Annotated in this window: 15 protein-coding genes; 9 read left to right on the top strand and 6 right to left on the bottom strand. The window is 62.6% G+C overall.

Features of this window, described 5'->3' with window-relative positions; translation table 11 throughout:
* Positions 1-379: 379 nt before the first annotated feature.
* The gene (locus NX84_RS10980) at positions 380-4,162 is read right to left on the bottom strand and encodes an ExeM/NucH family extracellular endonuclease (RefSeq protein ID WP_231913744.1); all 3,783 of its coding nucleotides are present in this window, start codon (positions 4,160-4,162) and stop codon (positions 380-382) included.
* A gap of 219 nt (positions 4,163-4,381) precedes the next feature.
* Here NX84_RS10980 and purS point away from each other — a divergent pair, with 219 nt between their 5' ends.
* The 4 genes from purS to trhA all read left to right on the top strand — a co-directional run bounded on the left by purS (position 4,382) and on the right by trhA (position 8,538).
* On the top strand, positions 4,382-4,612 hold the full coding sequence (purS, locus tag NX84_RS10975) for a phosphoribosylformylglycinamidine synthase subunit PurS (protein WP_039676532.1): 231 nt from the start codon (positions 4,382-4,384) through the stop codon (positions 4,610-4,612).
* A complete protein-coding gene (purQ, locus tag NX84_RS10970) occupies positions 4,612-5,274 on the top strand; it encodes a phosphoribosylformylglycinamidine synthase subunit PurQ (RefSeq protein ID WP_039676530.1) in 663 nt (220 codons plus the stop codon). The genes purS and purQ overlap by 1 nt, the downstream gene beginning before the upstream one ends.
* Positions 5,275-5,302: 28 nt before the next feature.
* The gene (gene purL / locus NX84_RS10965; RefSeq protein ID WP_039676528.1) at positions 5,303-7,600 is read left to right on the top strand and encodes a phosphoribosylformylglycinamidine synthase subunit PurL; all 2,298 of its coding nucleotides are present in this window, start codon (positions 5,303-5,305) and stop codon (positions 7,598-7,600) included.
* 224 nt (positions 7,601-7,824) lie between these two features.
* Positions 7,825-8,538 (top strand): PAQR family membrane homeostasis protein TrhA, encoded by a 714-nt coding sequence (gene trhA, locus NX84_RS10960; protein ID WP_039676526.1) that lies wholly within the window; start codon positions 7,825-7,827, stop codon positions 8,536-8,538.
* 30 nt (positions 8,539-8,568) lie between these two features.
* Here trhA and NX84_RS10955 read toward each other — a convergent pair whose 3' ends face one another.
* The 3 genes from NX84_RS10955 to NX84_RS10945 form a co-directional block, all read right to left on the bottom strand.
* Entirely contained in the window at positions 8,569-9,198 is a 630-nt protein-coding gene (locus NX84_RS10955; protein ID WP_039676524.1) for a DUF6891 domain-containing protein, read from the bottom strand.
* 92 nt (positions 9,199-9,290) lie between these two features.
* On the bottom strand, positions 9,291-11,369 hold the full coding sequence (locus tag NX84_RS10950) for an acyl-CoA dehydrogenase family protein (RefSeq protein WP_039676522.1): 2,079 nt from the start codon (positions 11,367-11,369) through the stop codon (positions 9,291-9,293).
* Between the two features lie 28 nt (positions 11,370-11,397).
* Positions 11,398-12,696, bottom strand: coding sequence for an acetyl-CoA C-acetyltransferase (locus NX84_RS10945; protein ID WP_039676520.1), 1,299 nt, complete (start codon positions 12,694-12,696; stop codon positions 11,398-11,400).
* 184 nt (positions 12,697-12,880) lie between these two features.
* Here NX84_RS10945 and NX84_RS10940 point away from each other — a divergent pair, with 184 nt between their 5' ends.
* Together NX84_RS10940 and NX84_RS10935 are read left to right on the top strand one after the other, a co-directional pair.
* Complete coding sequence (locus tag NX84_RS10940; RefSeq protein WP_039676519.1) at positions 12,881-14,209, top strand: 3-oxoacyl-ACP reductase; 1,329 nt, start codon at positions 12,881-12,883, stop codon at positions 14,207-14,209.
* On the top strand, positions 14,210-15,142 hold the full coding sequence (locus NX84_RS10935) for a MaoC/PaaZ C-terminal domain-containing protein (RefSeq protein ID WP_039676517.1): 933 nt from the start codon (positions 14,210-14,212) through the stop codon (positions 15,140-15,142).
* On the opposite strand, the gene NX84_RS10930 is transcribed toward NX84_RS10935, so the two are convergent.
* The gene (locus tag NX84_RS10930) at positions 15,139-16,161 is read right to left on the bottom strand and encodes an acyl-CoA thioesterase (protein WP_039676516.1); all 1,023 of its coding nucleotides are present in this window, start codon (positions 16,159-16,161) and stop codon (positions 15,139-15,141) included. The two genes, NX84_RS10935 and NX84_RS10930, sit on opposite strands and share 4 nt — an antisense overlap.
* 33 nt (positions 16,162-16,194) lie before the next feature.
* Between NX84_RS10930 and NX84_RS10925 the strand changes: the two genes are divergently transcribed.
* The 3 genes from NX84_RS10925 to purM are packed head-to-tail and all read left to right on the top strand — an operon-like array spanning position 16,195 to position 19,194.
* Positions 16,195-16,599 (top strand): sterol carrier family protein, encoded by a 405-nt coding sequence (locus tag NX84_RS10925; RefSeq protein ID WP_039676515.1) that lies wholly within the window; start codon positions 16,195-16,197, stop codon positions 16,597-16,599.
* 10 nt (positions 16,600-16,609) lie between these two features.
* Positions 16,610-18,127, top strand: a complete 1,518-nt coding sequence (gene purF / locus NX84_RS10920; protein ID WP_039676513.1) for an amidophosphoribosyltransferase — start codon at positions 16,610-16,612, stop codon at positions 18,125-18,127.
* Positions 18,128-18,141: 14 nt separating this feature from the next.
* Positions 18,142-19,194, top strand: coding sequence for a phosphoribosylformylglycinamidine cyclo-ligase (gene purM / locus NX84_RS10915; RefSeq protein ID WP_039676512.1), 1,053 nt, complete (start codon positions 18,142-18,144; stop codon positions 19,192-19,194).
* A 148-nt stretch (positions 19,195-19,342) separates the two neighbouring features.
* On the opposite strand, the gene NX84_RS10910 is transcribed toward purM, so the two are convergent.
* Positions 19,343-19,555 carry a DUF3073 domain-containing protein gene (locus NX84_RS10910; RefSeq protein ID WP_039676660.1) on the bottom strand — a complete coding sequence of 71 codons (213 nt, stop codon included), beginning with the start codon at positions 19,553-19,555 and terminating at the stop codon, positions 19,343-19,345.
* Positions 19,556-19,613 lie beyond the last annotated feature (58 nt).

Here is a 19,613-nt window from a genome sequence, read left to right as displayed (position 1 = left end):
TGGTGTCTAAGTTATAGCAGAGTCGAGTTTGGGTTCTTGGCTGAAGGATTCCGCTCATTGTCCACAGTTGTCCGTAGTCGCGAATCAGGCTCGTACCTTTCTCTCCTGGAAATCCGGTGACAGTTGCTTTTTGCCCGGAGAAAGCGGAAGAAGTATCGCTCGGTTTAATTCCAAACCAGCTGGAAGAAATCGGCTTTGCGAACTTTACAACTCCCCAGTCATGATCGGTTGCGTCCCTTAGTGTGGTGTAACGCTTGCTGATGGTGGGCCCGGAAAGTAGTGGGCGGCCACCCAGACGGGCGACCAGCCACATACGACGCCCACATCGACAGCGAATGGAACCCCAGCTTAGGCGTAAGAAAAGGCTGGGACGGGCGCTCTATTCAGACTCGGTCGGTGCGCAGGCTGCGGCGATGATGCCAAGCGCAGCCAGCAGACCAATGCCACCAGCGGCGTATTGAGCCTCACGCGGGAAATTGCGAGTAATCGACTCAATTTGCTTCTTCACTGGCTCAAGGCCCGGGATGTTGAGCTTTGCACCGAAGCTGCCGAGGAAGGCCAGCGGAATGGCGAGTGCTGCTGGGATGGTGAGGCCGAGGACCGTCGGCAAGCAGCGCTCACTGACAGAGGAACCACCTGCTGGGGCGGCTGGCTTGTCGCCGGACTTGACGGTTTCTGAGGTGCCGTCGGTGTAGGTGATGACGAGGTTACCGTCGGCATCCGTGGTCACGGACTTAATTCCGCGGCCGTCTTTGCCGTCCTTGCCGTCTTTACCGTTTGCGCCATCGCGGCCGTCGGTGCCGTCGCGGCCTGGTGCGCCATCGAAGCCATCTCGGCCCGGAGCGCCCTGATCGCCCTTCGCGCCGGCGAGGGTACCGAGAATCTCAGAGGTGCCGTCGGTGTAGGTGACGACCACCTCGCCCTTGTCGTTGGTCGTCACGGACTTGATGCCACGGCCGTCTTTACCGTCGGCACCGTCCTTACCGTCCTGGCCGGCGTCGCCCTTGTCGCCAGCGTTACCGTCGGCACCGTCTTGGCCGTCCTTGCCATCGGAGCCAACGACCTTGCCTACATTCTGCTCTTCGCCATCAGTGAACGTCACAATGAGTTCACCCTTGTCGTTGATGCGAACAGACTCGATGCCGCGGCCGTCCTTGCCCGGCTCACCCTTGTCGCCCTTCGGGCCAGAAACCTTGCCGGCGTTCTCGGTGGTGCCGTCGGTGTAGGTGATGATGAGGTCACCCTCGTCGTTGGTAGTCACGGACTTAATGCCGCGGCCGTCCTTACCGTCGGCGCCGTCCTTGCCATCGGTACCGTCCTTACCGTCTTGGCCGGCGTCGCCCTTGTCGCCGTCCTTGCCGTCGGCACCGATGACCTTGCCGGCGTTCTCGGTGGTGCCGTCGGTGTAGGTGATGATGAGCTCGCCCTTGTCGTTGGTGGCTACAGACTTAATTCCGCGGCCGTCCTTGCCATCGGTACCGTCCTTACCGTCCTTACCGTCCTGGCCGGCGTCGCCCTTGTCGCCGTCTTTACCGTCCTTGCCATCGGCGCCGACGACCTTGCCGGCGTCCTCGGTGGTGCCGTCGGTGTAGGTGATGATGAGGTGGCCCTCGTCGTTAATGGTGACGGACTTGATGCTGCGGGCGTCGTCAGACGGCGTTGGATCCTCGGACGGGTCGCAGTCCTTGAGCTCGTCTTCGGAACGGGAAACCTGTGCAAGGTTGAAGCCCACCTTGACCGGGTCGTGGTCGGAGGAGCGGTAGGGGTTGTCAGCCTCAAAGACGTCGCCGCCGGTGTAGTTGCGGCGAGAGTACTCCATGGCAATCGGCTCATCGGAGTTGATGTTCCAGGTCTGTGCCGCCTTGGCGTCGACGTGCTCGTTGGCCAGGATGTGGTCCAGGGAGCCAATGCGGCCGGAGAACTGGTAAGAGGCCACTGCCTGCCACTCAGACTCAGGGTTGAGTTCCTCAACCGGAATTGTGTAGCCAGCGTTGCGGAAGATGGAGATGGCGTCTTCCTTGGAGTAAGCGTTCAAGTCACCCATGACGAAGGTGGCCTTCTTCTGCCACTTCGGCTGCTTGGACAAGCCATCCAGGACTGCCTGGGCGTGGGCATTGCGCACGTTCGGGTTGTTGCCCTGACCATCGCCGGTGTCCTTGTCACCGTTTGCCACGGAGCCCTTGGACTTGAAATGGTTGGTTACCGCCACGAAGGAATCGGGGCCCTTAGGAGCGCACTTGTCAGCAACCGGCTTGAACTCCGCAGCGAGCGGGGTGCGGGCGGTGCCTTTGAAACGCTCGTCCTCAAGCAAGGTGGCCTCACCAACCGGCTCGACGCGGTCCTTCTTGTAGATGATCGCGGTGCGGATGACGTCCGTATCTGCCGCGGCGTTTGCCGGGGCCTTAACGTAATCCCACTTCTCAGAACCCGCGCGGGTATTGAGCTCACCCACGAGGTACTTCACGGCATCGTCGTAGGAGCCACCCACGGTGTTCGCGGCGTTCTCAATCTCAGACAAGCCAATGACGTCGGCATCGAGGCCCTCCAGCGCGGTGAGGATCTTGCCCTTCTGGTCGTTGAACGCAGACTTCGACCATGCGCCGCGGAAGGTGCCGCTATCAGAACCCACACCGTTACCGAAACGGTCCTTGTACGCCTTCGCGCCGTTGTCCTCACCCAAGTTGATGAAGAAGTTCAGCACGTTGAACGCCGCCACGGTGTAGTCGCCTTCCACCTGCGGGGCCTCCGGACGGGCCGGGTCCCACGTAATCGGCAGGTCTGCGGTGGCAGAGTCACCGGTAATCATCGTGGTGGGCTGGAAGCGCCACTGCTCGTGGCCGTAACCCAGGATTACGCCGGAGTCCGCAAACTCCACCTGGTTGGTGGTGCGGATGGTCTTGACCTCCGAGCCGTTCTGCATGATGTACGGCAGCTTCGTCGAGGCACCATCGCGGGTGAAGTCACGGGTAGAGCCGTCATCGAGGATGACGTACTTCGCCGCGTTGGACTCTTCCAGAGCATGCATTTCTGCGCTGCCCGGGGCGAACTTGTCCGTCGGCTGGCGCAGCGCCTCCGTGCCCGGGGCTAGACCCAGCTCGCCGTAGCGGTTGAGGCCGTAGTTGTCAGTCACCGTGTGCACGCCCGGCTTGAGCAGCATGGATTCGAGCTTTTCACGAGCCTCGTCACCCTCCGGCAGCGCATCGAGGGACAGTGGGGTGACGGCGGGGAGGGCGTCGGTAAGTACAGAGCCCTGGGTCAGGGCGATTTGGGTCTGGCCGTAGTACTCGTCGACGGAACCGGTGACCTCGACGGACTCGCCGATGGACGGGTAGAAGCCGGTGCCGCCGGTGTAGACGAAGACTGCCTCAGAGGCCTCGGTCGGTGCGGTGGCACCCGTGCCCGGGGTCTGGATGGTGAAGCCGTTGAGGGATTTCTCGCCCTTCCACACGGCGGTGACAACGCCCTGGGTGGTGACGGTCTGGCCCTTGAGCGGGGACTCTGCACCGGTGCCCTGGATGTCAGGGATGGTGACGGTGGAGCCTGGCTCGGCTGGCTGTGGGTCCTCCGGTTGCGGGTCCTCCGGCGCGGTTGCGCCGCCGCCGGATTTTGGTGTTGGGGCGGCGGTGCTGAAGTCGGCAGCGTTGTCGTCGGTGTCGGTGCCGGCCTCGTTGCGCTGCGCGGAGGTAGTGTTGCTCAAGGCAGGTGTGGGGGAGCCCTCGCTTATCGACGCCTCCCCGTACCCCACCACGTCAACCTCGGCCCCGGAGGCGTCGTAAAGCTTCACCGAGCCCTTGGAGCCGGACATGCTGAGACCGCCCTCGGCATCCGGGGTGGGCAGCGGCTCACCGGTGCCGCCGCCACCTTCCTGGATGAGGTAGTAGCCGCCGGCCGGGATGGAACCGTTAAGCGTGGTCTTTCCGCCGGAGTTGCCCTTGGACGAGAAATACTCCACGGACCATCCGGAGACGTCAATGGCGGAATCCGTTGGGTTGTAGAGCTCGATGAAGTCGTTGGTGAAGGGGGCGTTCTTGTTTCCGCCGCCGCCATACACCTCAGAGATGACGGCGGTGGAACCGTCCACCGCAGCAGTGGCCTGAGGAACAACCACGCAGGTGGAAACCAGCGCGGCGATGGCGAGCGAGCCAATACGCTTGAGATGCATGAGAAGAGTCCTTGAATCGGGGAGATGAGTGACAGTGAATCTTGTTCTACTCGCTGGTGGCGTAGTGCGATACCGGAGAGGTGGGGGTTAAAGAGAGGTTGTCCAAGAATTCTTCACTCGTTTAGGGGTTGTTCACCCCCTGAGGATTCGCCAAACCTCCCCGGTTGCGCGATAGACTGACGGGGCACCCATACTCACGCACAGTAAGGCAAAATTTTCATGGCTCGTGTAGTTGTCAATGTCATGCCCAAGGCCGAGATTTTGGACCCACAGGGTCAGGCCGTCGTTCGCGCGCTGGGGCGCCTGGGGGTTGCTGGTGTCAGCGACGTGCGCCAGGGCAAGCGTTTCGAAATCGAGGTCGATGATTCTGTGAGCGCCGAGGAACTGGAGAAGGTTGCCTCCACGCTGCTGGCGAACACCGTCATCGAGGACTACGAGGTCATTCAGTAATGAAGATCGGCGTTATTACCTTCCCGGGCACGCTTGACGACGTCGACGCGGCCCGCGCCGCCCGCACCGCCGGCGCCGAAGTCGTGCCCTTGTGGCATGCGGACGAGGACTTGCGCGGCGCCGATGCTGTCGTGGTTCCCGGCGGCTTTTCCTACGGCGACTACCTGCGCTCCGGCGCTATTTCAGCGCTGGCCCCGGTGATGCGCGCGGTCGTCGAGGCTGCGAACAAAGGCATGCCGGTGCTCGGTATTTGCAATGGTTTCCAGATTCTGACCGAGGCTGGCCTGTTGCCCGGTGCGCTAACTCGCAACCAGGGCCTGCACTTCCACTGCGTGGATACCTACCTTGAGGTCGCCAACGCAGAGACGGCGTGGACCCGCGAGTTTGAGCAGGGCCAGCGCATCCTCGTTCCTGCCAAGCACGGCGAGGGCCGCTTCCAGGCGGATGCGGAAACCGTGGAGCGCTTGGAGGGCGAGGGCCGCGTGGTCTTCCGCTATACCGATAACTTTAACGGCTCCATCAATGACATTGCTGGTATCACCAATGAGGCCGGCAACGTGGTGGGCCTCATGCCGCACCCGGAGCATGCCATCGATCTTCTCACCGGCCCGTCCACCGACGGTCTGGGTTTGTTTGTGTCCGCCCTCAAGGTCGTCGCTTAGCACGCGCCGACGGTTATAAGGAGAAACAATGACCGTACACAACGACACCGTCGAGCAGGCCACGCAGCAGTCGGACCTGGAGCAGCCTTACCGCGAACTTGGTCTTAAGGATGATGAGTACGCCCGGATTCGCGAGATCCTGGGCCGTCGCCCTACCGACGCCGAGCTGACCATGTATTCCGTGATGTGGTCGGAGCACTGCTCCTACAAATCTTCCAAGGTGCACCTGCGCTACTTCGGCGAGACCATGACCGAGGAGATGGGCTCGAAGATTCTCGCTGGTATTGGTGAGAACGCCGGCGTGGTGGACATCGGGGACGGCAATGCGGTGACCTTCCGTGTGGAGAGCCACAATCACCCGTCGTATGTGGAGCCGCACCAGGGCGCCGCGACGGGCGTGGGCGGTATTGTCCGCGACATCATGGCCATGGGCGCGCGCCCGATTGCTGTGATGGATCAGCTGCGCTTTGGTCCCGCCGATGCCGCGGATACCAAGCGCGTCCTGCCGGGTGTAGTCGATGGCATTTCGCACTACGGCAACTGCTTGGGCCTGCCCAATATTGGTGGAGAAACCGTCTTTGATGAGTCCTATTCCGGAAACCCGCTGGTTAACGCCCTGTGCGTGGGCACGCTGAAGGTCGAAGACCTCAAGCTGGCCTTTGCCTCCGGTACTGGCAACAAGGTCATGCTCTTTGGCTCGCGCACCGGTCTCGATGGCATCGGTGGCGTGTCCGTGTTGGCTTCTGACACCTTCGAGGACGGCGCGGAGCGCAAGCTGCCGGCGGTTCAGGTGGGCGACCCGTTTGCAGAGAAGGTCCTCATCGAATGCTGCCTGGACCTGTACAAGTCCGGCATCGTTGTGGGCATCCAGGACCTGGGCGGCGCGGGCCTGGCCTGCGCCACCTCCGAGCTGGCCGCCGCCGGTGATGGCGGCATGGAGATCAACCTGGACAACGTCCCGCTGCGCGCCAAGGATATGACCGCCGCAGAGATCCTCGCCTCCGAGTCCCAGGAGCGCATGTGCGCTGTGGTGACCCCGGAGAACGTGGAGAAGTTCAAGGAGATCTGCGCGCATTGGGATGTCACCTGCGCCGAGATCGGTGAGGTTACCACCGGCAAGCACCTCATCATTCGCCACCAAGGCGAGGTCGTCGTGGACGCCCCGGCCGGCACCATCGCGGACGAGGCCCCGGTCTACGATCGCCCCTATGTCCGCCCGGAGTGGCAGGATGCGCTGCAGGAGTTCAAGGGCGTCGAGAAGCAGGACCTCACCGTGGCGCTGAAGAAGCTCGTGGCCTCGCCGGCCCTGTGCTCGCGTGATTTCATCACCGAGCAGTATGACCGCTACGTGCGCGGCAACACCGTGCAGTCCCACCACGCGAACGCTGGTGTGCTGCGCATCGACGAGGAGACCGGCCGCGGTATCGCGGTATCGGCCGATGCCTCTGGGCGCTACACCAAGCTGGACCCGAACATGGGCACCCGCCTGGCGTTGGCGGAGGCCTACCGCAACGTGGCCGTCACCGGTGCCCGCCCGGTCGCCATCACCAACTGCCTGAACTACGGTTCCCCGGAGAACCCGGACGTGATGTGGCAGTTCCGCGAGTCCGTGCATGGGCTTGCCGACGGCGCCGTGGAACTCGGCATCCCCGTTTCCGGCGGTAACGTTTCCTTCTACAACCAGACCGGCGAGGAGCCGATCTTGCCGACGCCCGTCGTGGGCGTCCTGGGTGTCATCGACGACGTCCACACGTCCATCGGCAATGAGCTCGGCCTCGTGGAGGAGCCGGAGGTCCTTGTTCTGCTGGGTGAGACCAAGGACGAGTTCGGCGGTTCCATCTGGCAGCAGGTAAGCGCTCGTGAACAAGGTCACGAGTCAGAGAAGGGACTCAATGGCCTGCCGCCGCAGGTGGACCTGGCTAATGAGAAGCGCCTCGCAGACTTCTTCGTGGGCAACGAAGGCCTGACCGCCGCTCACGACATCTCCGAGGGTGGCCTCGCCGTCACCGCATTCGAGATGGCGAAGCGCAGTGGTGTGGGGCTGAGCCTGGACCTGTCGAAGGTGCATGAGGATTCCTTTGTGGCGGCCTTCTCCGAGTCCGCCTCCCGCGTGCTCGTGGCGACGACCGCTGACCGTGTTGACACCCTGCTGCACCGCGCTGAGGAGTGCGGCGTGCCGGCCGTCGTCGTGGGTCAGACCACCGACAACGGTGAGTTGGAGCTCGGCGGCGAGTCCATCGCTGTTTCTGAGCTGCGTGAAGCCTGGGCAGCCACCCTGCCGGACCTCTTCGGCCATGCGGTGGGTGCCAACTCCGTCGTGGAGTAAAGCACACGCACCGCAATGCGACCGGGCAGGGCTCTCTCTACGGTGAGACCCTGCCCGGCTTTTTATTCTTCTTCATCTTGAACGTTTGGCAAGCTCAGAGAAGGTCGACGAACATCTGAAGAGAGTTGAGGGGAAGCGTCGGTTGAGCAGAAGCAGTGTGCAGAGGTGTCACAATGTGTATATTTACGGTCACGTAGGTTAGGACACCTGAGGGGAACGTAGCCATGACTCCACCAACCACAGTTCCGAATGACCAAGAGGCCCGCATCCAACGCACCTACTGGATGGCAGACCGTGGGCCGCGGCCACTCACGCGTGGCTGGGGGCATTTCTGTGCGGCGATTCTATCGGTCATCGCCTCCACGGTTCTCATCACATTTGCGTGGATGACGCTGCCGTGGTGGCAGGGGCTCGCGGTAACGGTGTACGGCGTGGGCGTGGTTGGTCTCTTTACCGTTTCGGCGCTGTATCACCGCTGGCCGTGGGTATCCATGCGCGCGGTGCAATGGTGGCGGCGGGCAGATCACGCGACGATTTCGGTGTTCATCGCGGCGACTTACACGCCTTTGTGTGCCATTGTTCTGGACCCCACGCAGGCGCTGTGGATGCTGAGTGCGGCGTGGGTGGGAGCCATCATGGGGGTTGTCCTGAATCTGGTGTGGATTAACCACCCACGCTGGCTGGATGTGGTGGTGTATCTCGTGCTGGGCTGGCTTATTTTGCCGCTGCTGCCGAACCTGTGGCAGTCTGCGGGCCCAGCCGTGGTGTGGCTGTTGTTTGCAGGTGGAGTGGTCTATTCGCTGGGCGCATTGATATACGGCTTCAAGTGGCCGGGGCGCAATGCGCGGTGGTATGGCTACCACGAGCATTTCCACACCGCGACGATTGCCGCGGCGGTGGTGCACATGGTAGCCATCTGGATGGTGGTGGCGGGCTAGCCTCTTGCAGGGCAGACCATGTGGAGGGACCTAGTCGGTGAGGTCGTCGGCGAGGGGGTACTCGAGGGCGACGTCGTGGCACAGAACGCGACCTGTCGTCGAGCCGTTCCACTCGGGGTCAAAGCCCACGGCGCGCAGAGCCTCGACGAGCTGTTCGCCGACCTTGATGGTTGCCTCCTCGCTTTTCTCCATGGCGGAGAAACCGAAGTACAGCTCGCCGTTGTAGATAACCCGGCTGATGTCCTGGCGGTGGCAATAGACATAACCGCTGTGGCCTTCCTCCTCAGCGAGCTCGGAGCCTACCCAGACACCGTCTGATAGATCCCAGGCCTCGTTGAATGTGAAGGAGATATCGCGCTGAGCTAGCTCCTCGCGGAGGGCATCGAGGCGCTTAACATCCTCCGACTTTTCCGTGACCAGCCGGCCGTATTCTGCGGCGACTTCGTCGATGATGGCGTCGAAATCTTCTGGATAGGGTTCCGTTTGGCTGGCCTCCCACTCGGTAGGGTCATCGAGGGCCTCGAAGAAGTCATTGTGGATGTCTTGGCGGGACTCGCCGTGGCAGAGCCTCAGAGCGATGTCGTTGCGAAGCGGGCTTGGCTCAAGGAGATCATCGGAGGGCGGAAACGAACTGGAGAACATTGGATGCTGTGTGGTCATAGCTCAGAGAGTAAACAGTTCTAATCGGCACTGCCTGAAAACAGGGAAGACACCCCGCGGGCGGGGTGTCTTCCGAGAAATGCGGTAGTGGCTTACTTGTGGAGCGGATCCACACCGGCCTCGTTAAGCATCGGGATGTTGTGAGCCTCGGCCGGAACGCCGAAGGCATCCACGAGTACGACGGACCACGGAGCAAGCGAATCAACGAGGTCGTTGATGGCCGCGCGGGCAGCCTTGATGCGGCCAGCTGGGATGAGGTTGTGCTCCTGGTACCAGCCCGCGTGCTGCACCAAGGTGTCGAAGACGAAGAGGTGGCGCAGCTGCTCGAAGACCTGGCGCGCCAGCGAGCCTTCCTCAAGGCGCTCTTCTGCCTCAATCATGGCTTGTACGAGCAAGGTGTCCACGCGAGCCCAGCCGGCGGCGATGAGGTGGTCCTGGCACTGGTCTACGATGGCCGCAGCCTGAACCTTGTCTGCCTTACGTGCCGGCTGGATGCGGCGCACGAGGGAGAAGAGGACGGACTGGGCGCGGTCGTCGATTAGCTTGGCCTGGTAGGTGGCGTCGAACAGCGAAGCTTCGGACGGGTTCACGCGGTCCACCAGGCCCTGCAGGCGGGTAGTGAAACCGTAACGGCGCTTGACCACGTCAGTAGCGGTGGTGGCGGCGTACTTCACGGTGTCCCACGGGCTCATGTCATTCATCTCACGGCCGTAGGCGGTCAGCAGGTTCTTGCCCACCATCTGGATGAGCACAGTGTTGTCGCCTTCAAAGGTGGAGAAGACATCCGAATCCGCTCGGTACGTGGTCAGGCGGTTCTCCGACATGTAGCCGGCACCACCGCAGGCCTCACGGCACTCTTGAATGGTGCGGGTAGCGTGCTGGGTTTGAGCAGCCTTAATAGCTGCAGCTAGGGACTCCATTTCACGGGAGGCGAACTTCTGCTCCTCCGTCGGCTCCGTGACGGACCACGTGCCGGCCTCGTGCTGGTCGTTCTGCTCCTGGTAACGCTCCAGAATCTGGTTGTAGAGCAGGTGCAGTGCGTAGGTGCGGGCCAGCGGGATGAGCAGGCGGCGACGGTGCTGGCGGTGCTCGATAAGGCGCTTCTCGGCGCCGGTTGCGCCCTCGAACTGGCGGCGGCGGTTGGCGTAGCGAATCGCGATGTCGAGGGAGGCCTCGGTAGCGGCACCCGCAGCGCCGGATACGCCAATGCGGCCGCGGATGAGGGTGCCCAACATGGTGAAGAAGCGGGAGTTCTTCGACTCGATGGGGGAGGAGTACTTGCCGTTCTCATCGACGTCAGCGAAGCGGTTGAGCAGGTTCTCGCGCGGCACGCGGACGTTGTCGAAGCGCAGGGTGCCATTATCGACGCCCACCAGGCCACCCTTGTGTCCATGATCGCCCAGGGTCACGCCCGGCAGCTCGTTGCCCTCTTCGTCGCGGATGGGGACGATGATGGCGTGAACGCCGTGGGAACGACCATCGCTTTCTGGCGTAATGAGCTGAGTGAAGACGACGGCGGCGCGGCCATCCTTGGCGGCATTACCGATGTAGTTCTTCACCGCGGTATCGGATGGGGTGTTCACCACGAATTCTTGGGTCTCCGGATCGTAGGTGGCGGTAGTCTCCAAAGACTGGACGTCGGAGCCGTGGCCACGCTCGGTCATGGCGAAACAGCCTGGCAGCTCGAGACTGGCGGCTTTCTTGACCCACTCGATGTGACGCTCGGTGCCCAGTTGGTCGAGGGCGCCGCCCCACAGACCCCACTGCACTCCGGACTTAATGGCCAGGGAGCCATCTACCCAGGCTAGGCCCTCGAGGGTAAAGGTAGAGAGGTTCGGTTTGCCAGCACCACCGTTGGCGCGGCGCAGGCCATGAGTGAAGCCGCCGAAGTCGCGCACCTTGGCCAGGTTGTTAAAGGTGTGCTCGCGCTGCTCTGCCATGGGCAGATGGGACTTCGGGAAGAGCTCCGGGTCATTGAGGAAGGTGCGCAGCTCGTCGCGGAAGGCGGCGTGGGGGCCGTCGAGAAGCGCGCCCAGCTCCGTAGCTACGGATGGTTTTGGCGTGGTGGGCAGGCGGTGGGGGCTGCGGGCCTCGGCCTTGGGGGCGTCGTTCGAGGCGTTCTTGTTGAGGTCGACGGTGGACTTCTTATCGGAGGACTTGGTCAAAGGCATGATGGGATTTCCTTTCTGAATAAATTCTTTAGCGCTCGACGATGGCTGCGACGCCTTGGCCGCCGGCGGCGCAAATGGAGATGAGGGCGCGGCCGCCGCCGTTCTCTTCGAGAATCTTTGCAGTCGTTGCAAGAATGCGGGTTCCGGTCGCGGCGAACGGGTGGCCGGCGGCGAGTGAGGAGCCCTTGACGTTGAGCTTGGCGCGGTCGATGCGGCCCAACGCGGACTGCAAGCCGAGGCGCTCGCGGCAGTAGGTCTCGTCCTCCCATGCAGACAGGGTGGCCAGAACCTGGGAGGCGAAGGCTTCGTGGATTTCGTAGAAGTCGAAATCCTGCAGGGAGAGATTGTTGCGCTCCAGCAGACGCGGGACGGCATAAGTAGGGGCCATGAGCAGGCCATCCGGACCGTGGACGAAGTCGACGGCAGCGGTTTCGGAATCCACGAGGAAGGCACGCGGTTCAATGTTGTGCGCGGCTGCCCACTCTTCGGAGCCCAGAAGGGCGACCGAGGCGCCGTCGGTCAGCGGCGTGGAGTTACCAGCCGTCATAGTGGCCTGGGCGCCGTGCTGCTCAGCGTCGCGCTTGCCGAAGACCGGCTTCAGCTTGGCCAGCGATTCCAGCGAAGAATCCGGACGCAGGTTGGTATCGCGATTGACGCCGAGGAAGCCGGTGGTCAGGTCAGTAAAGAAACCTTCTTCCCAGGCCTTGTGGAGGTTCTGGTGGGAGGCCAGTGCGAGCTCGTCTTGAGCCTCGCGGGTCACGTGCATTTCACGGGCGGTGATGGCGGCGTGGTCACCCATGGACAGGCCGGTGCGTGGTTCGCCGTTCTGCGGCTGCTCCGGAGCGAGCTGGGAGGGGCGGATGGAGCCGATGAGCTGGGCGCGCTGTGCGGCGGACTTAGCGCGGGTAAGGTTGAGCAAGGTGCGGCGCAGGTTGTCGTTGACTGCCAGCGGGGCATCCGACGTGGTATCGGTACCGCCGGCGATACCAGCGGAAATACGACCCTGGGCGATGGCATCACCGACATGGATGGCGGCAGCCAAGGAGGTGCAGCAGGCCTGCTGGACATCGATAGCCGGGGTGGTGGAATCCAGGGCGGAACCGAGGACAACCTCGCGGGTGAGGTTGAAATCACGGGAGTGCTTGAGCACGGCGCCGGCAGCGACGAGGCCTAGGCGTTCGTCGTGAAGCCCGTAGCGTGCCACCAGGCCGTCGAGGGCGCTGGTGAGCATGTCCTGGTTGGACGCGTGGGCGTACTGCTTATTTGAGCGGGCAAATGGGATGCGGTTGCCGCCCAGGATGGCGACGCGGTGCTGAGGGGTGGTCATCTAATGCTCCTTCGCGGGGTGGTTTGTGCGAGTCATCGCGGTGAGAGGGGTGGAGACCCCTCAAGGAAGTGCGCATCACAACTTAAGTGATAGTGTTAGTTCTATCACTCAATTAACTAACCTTGCAACCAAGTCAACAAAGCTCGCAAGGTTGTGAAGATTTAAGAAAGGATCGCGCCACCACATGTCGCACGTCACTATTGCTGAGAAGCTCATCAACTCCCCCTTGGCCGCCAAAGCGGGTGTGCCGCAGGGCTACCCCCTCCGCCGCCACCAGGTCGGTGAACCTGCCCTAGAAGGCCCGATCGTCTTGGGTGGGCAAGGCCGTATTGCCGAGTTCCTCCGCTCCCAGCTGGCCGTGGACTACCAGGTCATCGACTCATCTGCGGAAGCCAAGCGCGCTGCGCTGGTCTTCGATGCGACGGGTATTGAGACCCCAGAGCAGCTCCGCGAACTCTTTGACTTCTTCAATCCGCAGATGCGCAACCTCTTGCCGTGCGCGCGCATCGTCGTGGTCGGCACCACCCCCGAGGCAGCCGATACTATCGACGCTCGCATTGCCGCCCGCGCCCTCGAAGGATTTACTCGCTCCCTTGCGAAGGAAATGCGCAAAGGCGGCACCGTGAACCTGGTGTGGGCCGACCCGGCAGCCACCGCAGAGGTGGAGTCCACCCTCCGCTTCTTCCTGTCGGGCAAGTCAGCATTCGTCGATGGTCAGGTCGTCCGCGTGAGCGCGCAGGGCGCTACGCTGCAAGGCGAACAGAACTGGGTAAAGCCGCTCGATGGCCGTCTCGCCGTCGTTACCGGCGCCGCCCGCGGCATTGGCGCCACCATTGCTGAGATACTGGCCCGCGATGGCGCTGATGTCATCTGCATCGATGTCCCACAGGCAAGCGAGCACCTGGCCAAAACCGCCAATCAGGTCAAGGGCACCGCACTGCCGCTCGACGTCACCGACCCGCAGGCCGCCGACAAGATTACGCAGCACGCCCAGGAGCGTCACGGCCGCGCCATCGACGTCATCGTGCACAACGCTGGTATTACTCGCGACAAACTCATGGCGAACATGAACGAAGGCCAGTGGGATGCTGTTCTCGCTGTTAACCTTCTCGCCCCAGTGCGTATCACTGAAAATCTCCTCGAGTCTCGTGCCCTCGCGCCGGGCGCGGCCGTGGTTGGTGTGTCCTCCATGGCCGGTATTTCCGGTAACCGCGGCCAGACGAATTACGCCACCACCAAGGCCGGAATCATCGGGCTGGTCGACGCCCTGCGTCCCGTCCTCGCGGAGAACGGCTCCACCATCAACGCTGTGGCGCCCGGCTTCATTGAGACCGCCATGACCGCAGCGATGCCGACCGGTCCGCGCGAGATTGGCCGCCGCCTCAATTCCTTGCAGCAGGGCGGTCAGCCCATTGACGTCGCTGAAACCGTGGCCTTCTTTGCTGCCCCTGCGTCGGCGGCAGTGACCGGCAACACCGTCCGTGTCTGCGGCCAAAACCTCATGGGAGCCTAAATGAACTACACCACCCTGACTGAGATTCCTGACCTGTCCGCCCTCTACCGCACACTCATGGTCGGCGCAGTGCCGGTACCCGGCATCGGTGCAGGCAAGCGCACGGTCGCCGATCCCCGCACGGCCTTCCGCGTTGACAGCGTTCGCGTGGACACGGAACACTTAGCGCGCTACTGCCAGGCCACCGGCCTGCGCCTGAGCAACGAAGTGCCCGCTACCTACCCCTATGCGCTGGCTTTCCCGCTGGCCATCAAGGTCATGGCCGCCAAGGACTTCCCCTTCCCAGCGCTGGGCGTGGTTCACCTGTCCAACCGCATCGAGCAGACGCGCCCACTGCGCGTGGATGAGGCTTTCGATATCACAGTCCATGCGGAGAACCTTCGCCCGCACCGCAAGGGCCTCGTCATCGATATGGTGACTACTTACAGCGTTGCTGGCGAAGAAATCTGGCGCCAGACCTCCGCCTTCCTGGGCCAGGGCGCGAAGTTCACCAAGGATACCCCGCAGGAGGTCACGGCCCGCCCGGAGGCGGAGCGCTTCCTTGATTTCCCCGGTGATGAGGTGGGCACCTCCACCGCGACGCTGCGCTTTAGCCCCGAGAGCACCCGCGTCTACGCTGAAGCCTCTGGTGACAAGAACCCCATCCACGTCTCTAAGGTTGGCGCGAAGCTCTTTGGTTTCCCCGCCACGATTGCGCACGGCATGTACACCCACGCGCGGATGCTGTCCGTATTAGAAGGTGTGCTGACTGGTGGTACCCGCATCACGGCTGACTTCTACAAGCCGGTTATCCTTCCCGCGACGACCGGGGTATACGTCGCGACTGCTGGTGCAGGCAATGCAAGCGGAATTGGCGCGCGCGACCTCACGCTGCGCAAAGCCAAGGACCCCAGCAAGCTGCATGTCGCAGCCCGCGTGGAGCCCCTTTCTTAATCCACGTGCTGGTGCTTCGGCGCCACCACCAAGGGTTTCGGGGAGTACTTGCCGCGCAGCCCGCGCAGGATGCCGGCGTGCTCCCAGAGGCGCTTATCCTCTTCGGTGCGAGGAGTGAACTGGCGGGCCGCCAGCGGCTGCCAGTCGGCATCCATAGCCATGTAGGACACCGTCGCGTGGATGGCGGTCTGTAGCTGCTCGCGGCCGCCGCGGGGGTTGCCGGAGCGCACATGAACCGACATCTGCATGGAGCGGGCGTCGGTACGCATCATGCGGGCATCGACTTCAATAAGGTCACCAATGTGAATCGGGCGATAGAAGCGAATACCGCCGGCATAGACCGCCACGGTGTGCTCGCCCGACCATTCCATCGTGCACGCAGAGCCGGCCTCATCGATCCACTCCATCGCGGTACCACCGTGGACGTTTCCGCCCCAGTTGACGTCGGTAGGCTTGGCCAAGAAACGGTTGATCATGCGCGGTGCGTCCGAGGGACCGTCATACGTCTGCTTTTCCATCTCTTCCTCGATGGCCTGACGCAGCTCAATACGTGACTCAGCGGCTTCCCACACACGCTGATGCTCCGTGGACTCCGGCTGCAGCGGCGGGACCGGAACAGACTTTCCTGTCTCCGTATCCTTGGCCACGAAAATGACGAGGCAGTCACATGCGCGGGTAAAAATGCCGTCGCGGGGGTCAGCAGAGAGCACCTCGTTGACAATGTGCATGGAGGAGCGGCCAGTCATGGCGATGCGGGAGCGAACCTCCACGAGGTGGCCCGAGGGGATGGGGCGTGTGAAATGGATGTGGCCCACGTAGGCTGTCACACAGTAGGTTCCCGACCACTGCACTGCACAGGCGTAGGCTGCCTTATCGATCCACTCCAGGACGCGGCCACCGCCAATGCCCTGGGCGCCAGCAATCGTGAGATCGGTGGGCGCGGCCATAAAACGCAGCGTGATGGCAGGGGACTTCCCGGTTTGTACCGGGTTCTTTTCTTCCGACAGAGTTGGTGACATGGATAAGAAAGTAGCAGGGAGAGTGCTTCACCGATGAAGAAGGCCGTTGATGCCGCCACCACCCGCGCCGCCGTGGAGGCCGTCGCGGACTGGATTCGCAACCCTGAAGAGGTAGAAAAACCAGGTCGCACCGCACTCGCGCAGGCCACCCGCACCACTGCGCGCACACTCGAAGCGGACGCGCCGGGTCATTCGGTTGAGCTGCGAGTCCCCCCATTCGTGGCAGTTCAGTGCATCGAGGGCCCGCGCCATACCCGTGGTACCCCTCCAAATGTGGTGGAGACGGATCCTCTCACCTGGTTGCAGCTGGCCACCGGCCTGTTGTCCTGGGAACAGGCGCTCGCCAGCCCGCGTTTAGAGGCCTCTGGGTCCCGCGCACACGAGATCGCGGAGTGGCTGCCCATCATTCCGTTAGTTTTCACCGAGCGAAACGACTAGGATTGGCGCCGTGGTAGCTGAACACGTCCAAAACAAGATCAAGCCATTATCGGAGGATCCTGCCCACGATCCAGAGCCCCGTGAAGAATGTGGCGTTTTCGGTGTTTGGGCACCGGGGGAAGAGGTGTCCAAGCTGACGTATTTCGGCCTCTTTGCCCTCCAGCATCGCGGCCAGGAAGCCGCGGGCATTGCGGTGGGCGATGATGACCGCATCGTGGTCTTCAAAGACATGGGCCTCGTGTCCAACGTCTTCGATGAATCCATTCTGACGTCCCTGCACGGCAACGTGGCGGTCGGTCACACGCGTTATTCCACCGCTGGCGGCAAGGAGTGGTCCAATGTGCAGCCGATGTTCGGGACCTCGCCCAGTGGCGTCGATATCGCCTTGGGCCACAATGGCAACCTGGTGAACTATCTACAGTTGCGTGCGGAAGCCGTGGAACGTGGGCTCATCAAACCGCAGGAAGAGTCTGTCTCGGACTCCATGTGCTTGTCCATGCTGCTGGCCGACGGTGTCGCGGATGACACCTCCGTCTTTGACTCGGCCTTGCAGCTGCTTCCCGACGTCAAAGGTGCCTTCTGCCTCACCTTCACTGATGGCCACACCCTGTATGCGGCGCGTGACCCGCATGGAGTGCGCCCGCTCGCTCTGGGCCGACTGAACACGGGCTGGGTCGTGGCCAGTGAGACCTGTGCCCTCGACATTGTGGGCGCGCAGTTCATTCGTGAGATTGAACCCGGCGAGCTCATCGCCATCGATGAGACTGGTATCCGCTCGGAGCGCTTCGCAGAACCCAAGCGTCATGGCTGCGTCTTCGAGTACGTGTACTTGGCGCGCCCAGACACGAATATCAAGGGCCGTTCGGTGAATGCAACGAGGGTGGAGATTGGGCGTCGTCTAGCGCGGCAGTACCCCGCACCTGATGCGGACATGGTTATCCCCGTGCCCGAATCCGGAAACCCCGCCGCCGTGGGATATGCCCGCGAATCCGGCCTGACCTTCGCGCATGGCCTGGTAAAGAACTCCTATGTTGGACGCACCTTCATTCAGCCCACGCAGTCCCAGCGCCAGATGGGCATTCGCCTCAAGCTCAACCCGCTGCGTGAAGTGATTGACGGCAAATCCATCGTGGTGGTGGATGATTCCATCGTGCGCGGCAACACTCAACGCGCGCTTATTCGCATGCTGCGTGAGGCCGGCGCGGCCGAGGTACACGTTCGTATTGCCTCGCCGCCAGTGAAATGGCCGTGTTTCTACGGCATCGACTTCGCCTCCCCCGGCGAGCTCATTGCCAACGCTAACCCCTCCGATGACCCAGAGGAGGTGGCCCAGACCATTTGCACCGCCATTGGTGCAGACTCCTTGGGCTTTGTCTCCATCGATGAGATGGTGGCCGCTACTGAGCAGCCGCGCAATGAACTGTGCTGTGCCTGCTTTGATGGTAAGTACCCGCTCGGCCTTCCCGCCGGTAACCCCAACGCTGAGGCCGTGCGCACCTTGCAGGGCTCGACCACGACTAACGAGTAAGGACTAGTTCACTCATGAGCGACAACACGTATGCAGCCGCCGGCGTCAACATTGAGGAAGGTGACCGCGCGGTCAAACTGATTACCCCGCACGCTCAACGCGCCACCCGCCCGGAGGTCATGGGTGGGCTCGGAGGTTTTGCCGGGCTGTTCAAGCTGGGGGAGTACAAAGAGCCGATCCTCGCTGCCGGCTCCGATGGTGTGGGCACCAAGCTAGCCGTGGCCCAAGCGATGGATAAGCATGACACCATCGGTATCGACTTGGTTGCCATGTGCGTTGACGACCTTGTGGTGTGCGGCGCCGAACCGCTTTTCTTGCAGGACTACATCGCCGTCGGTGAAGTTGTGCCGGAGAAGGTCGCGGACATCGTTAAGGGCATTGCCGAAGGCTGCGTCCAGGCAGGCGCGGCACTCCTCGGCGGCGAGACCGCTGAGCACCCAGGTGTTATGGGCAAGGAGGAGTACGACGTTTCCGCAACCGCCGTGGGCGTGGTGGAAGCCGATGAGCTGCTGGGGCCCGACAAGGTCAGCGATGGCGACGTGCTCATTGCCATGAAGTCCTCAGGCCTTCACTCCAACGGCTACTCGCTGGCGCGCTACGTCCTGCTGGAGCAGGCCGGCTTGCCGCTCGACGGCTACATGGAGGACCTCGGCCGCACCCTCGGTGAGGAGCTGCTGGAGCCGACCCGCATTTACGCCAAGGATTGCCTAGCATTGACCTCCGAGTGCGCAGTGTCTACCTTCTGCCATGTCACCGGAGGTGGCCTTGCCGGAAATCTGGAGCGCGTCATCCCGGAGGGCCTGACCGCTGAGGTAAGCCGTTCGACGTGGACTCCGGGTCAGATCTTCAAGACCATTTCCTCCGTGGGCAAGGTTGCCCTCGAGGAGATGGAGAAGACCTTCAACATGGGCGTGGGCATGATTGCCGTCGTCGCCCCAGAAGACCGCGAGCGCGCTCTGGCCATGATGACCGCCCGCCACGTCGAGGCCTGGGAATTGGGCACCGTACGTGCCGTACAGGATGGTGAGCCGCGCGTGGTGATGACGGGCGAGCACCCAGGTTTCTAGAACCCAAACCGCAGTGGGGCCACCATAGGTGGGTCCCACCAAGCTGCATCCCTCTGCCAGGGAGAGTAGAAACGGACAAGGCCGGTGGCCTCATCCCTGAGAGGGATTAGGGGCCGCCGGCCTTTCGCGTACGTGCTGAGAGTTGAGCTTAGCGCTCGTCGGAATCGTCCTCATCCCACTCGTCCGAGTCCCAGTCATCCTCGCCATAATCGGCGTACTCCGAGTACTGGTCATCCTCGTCGTTGCGGGAATGCTGCGAAGCGAGCTCGCGCTGGAGAGAGTCCAGATCCATTTCGGGCGAATTGTACTTCAGCTGGCGTGCAACTTTGGTCTGCTTTGCCTTTGCGCGTCCGCGTCCCATGTGCATGACCCCCTTGAGGTGTGTAGGGCGGACCAGGGATTCTTGGCCGCCCCATCGT

Source organism: Corynebacterium minutissimum, assembly GCF_000805675.1.
In the GTDB taxonomy this organism is placed as follows: domain Bacteria; phylum Actinomycetota; class Actinomycetes; order Mycobacteriales; family Mycobacteriaceae; genus Corynebacterium; species Corynebacterium minutissimum.
The sequence above is the reverse complement of the archived record's forward strand: the minus strand, read 5'-3'. Positions and strand labels throughout refer to the sequence as shown.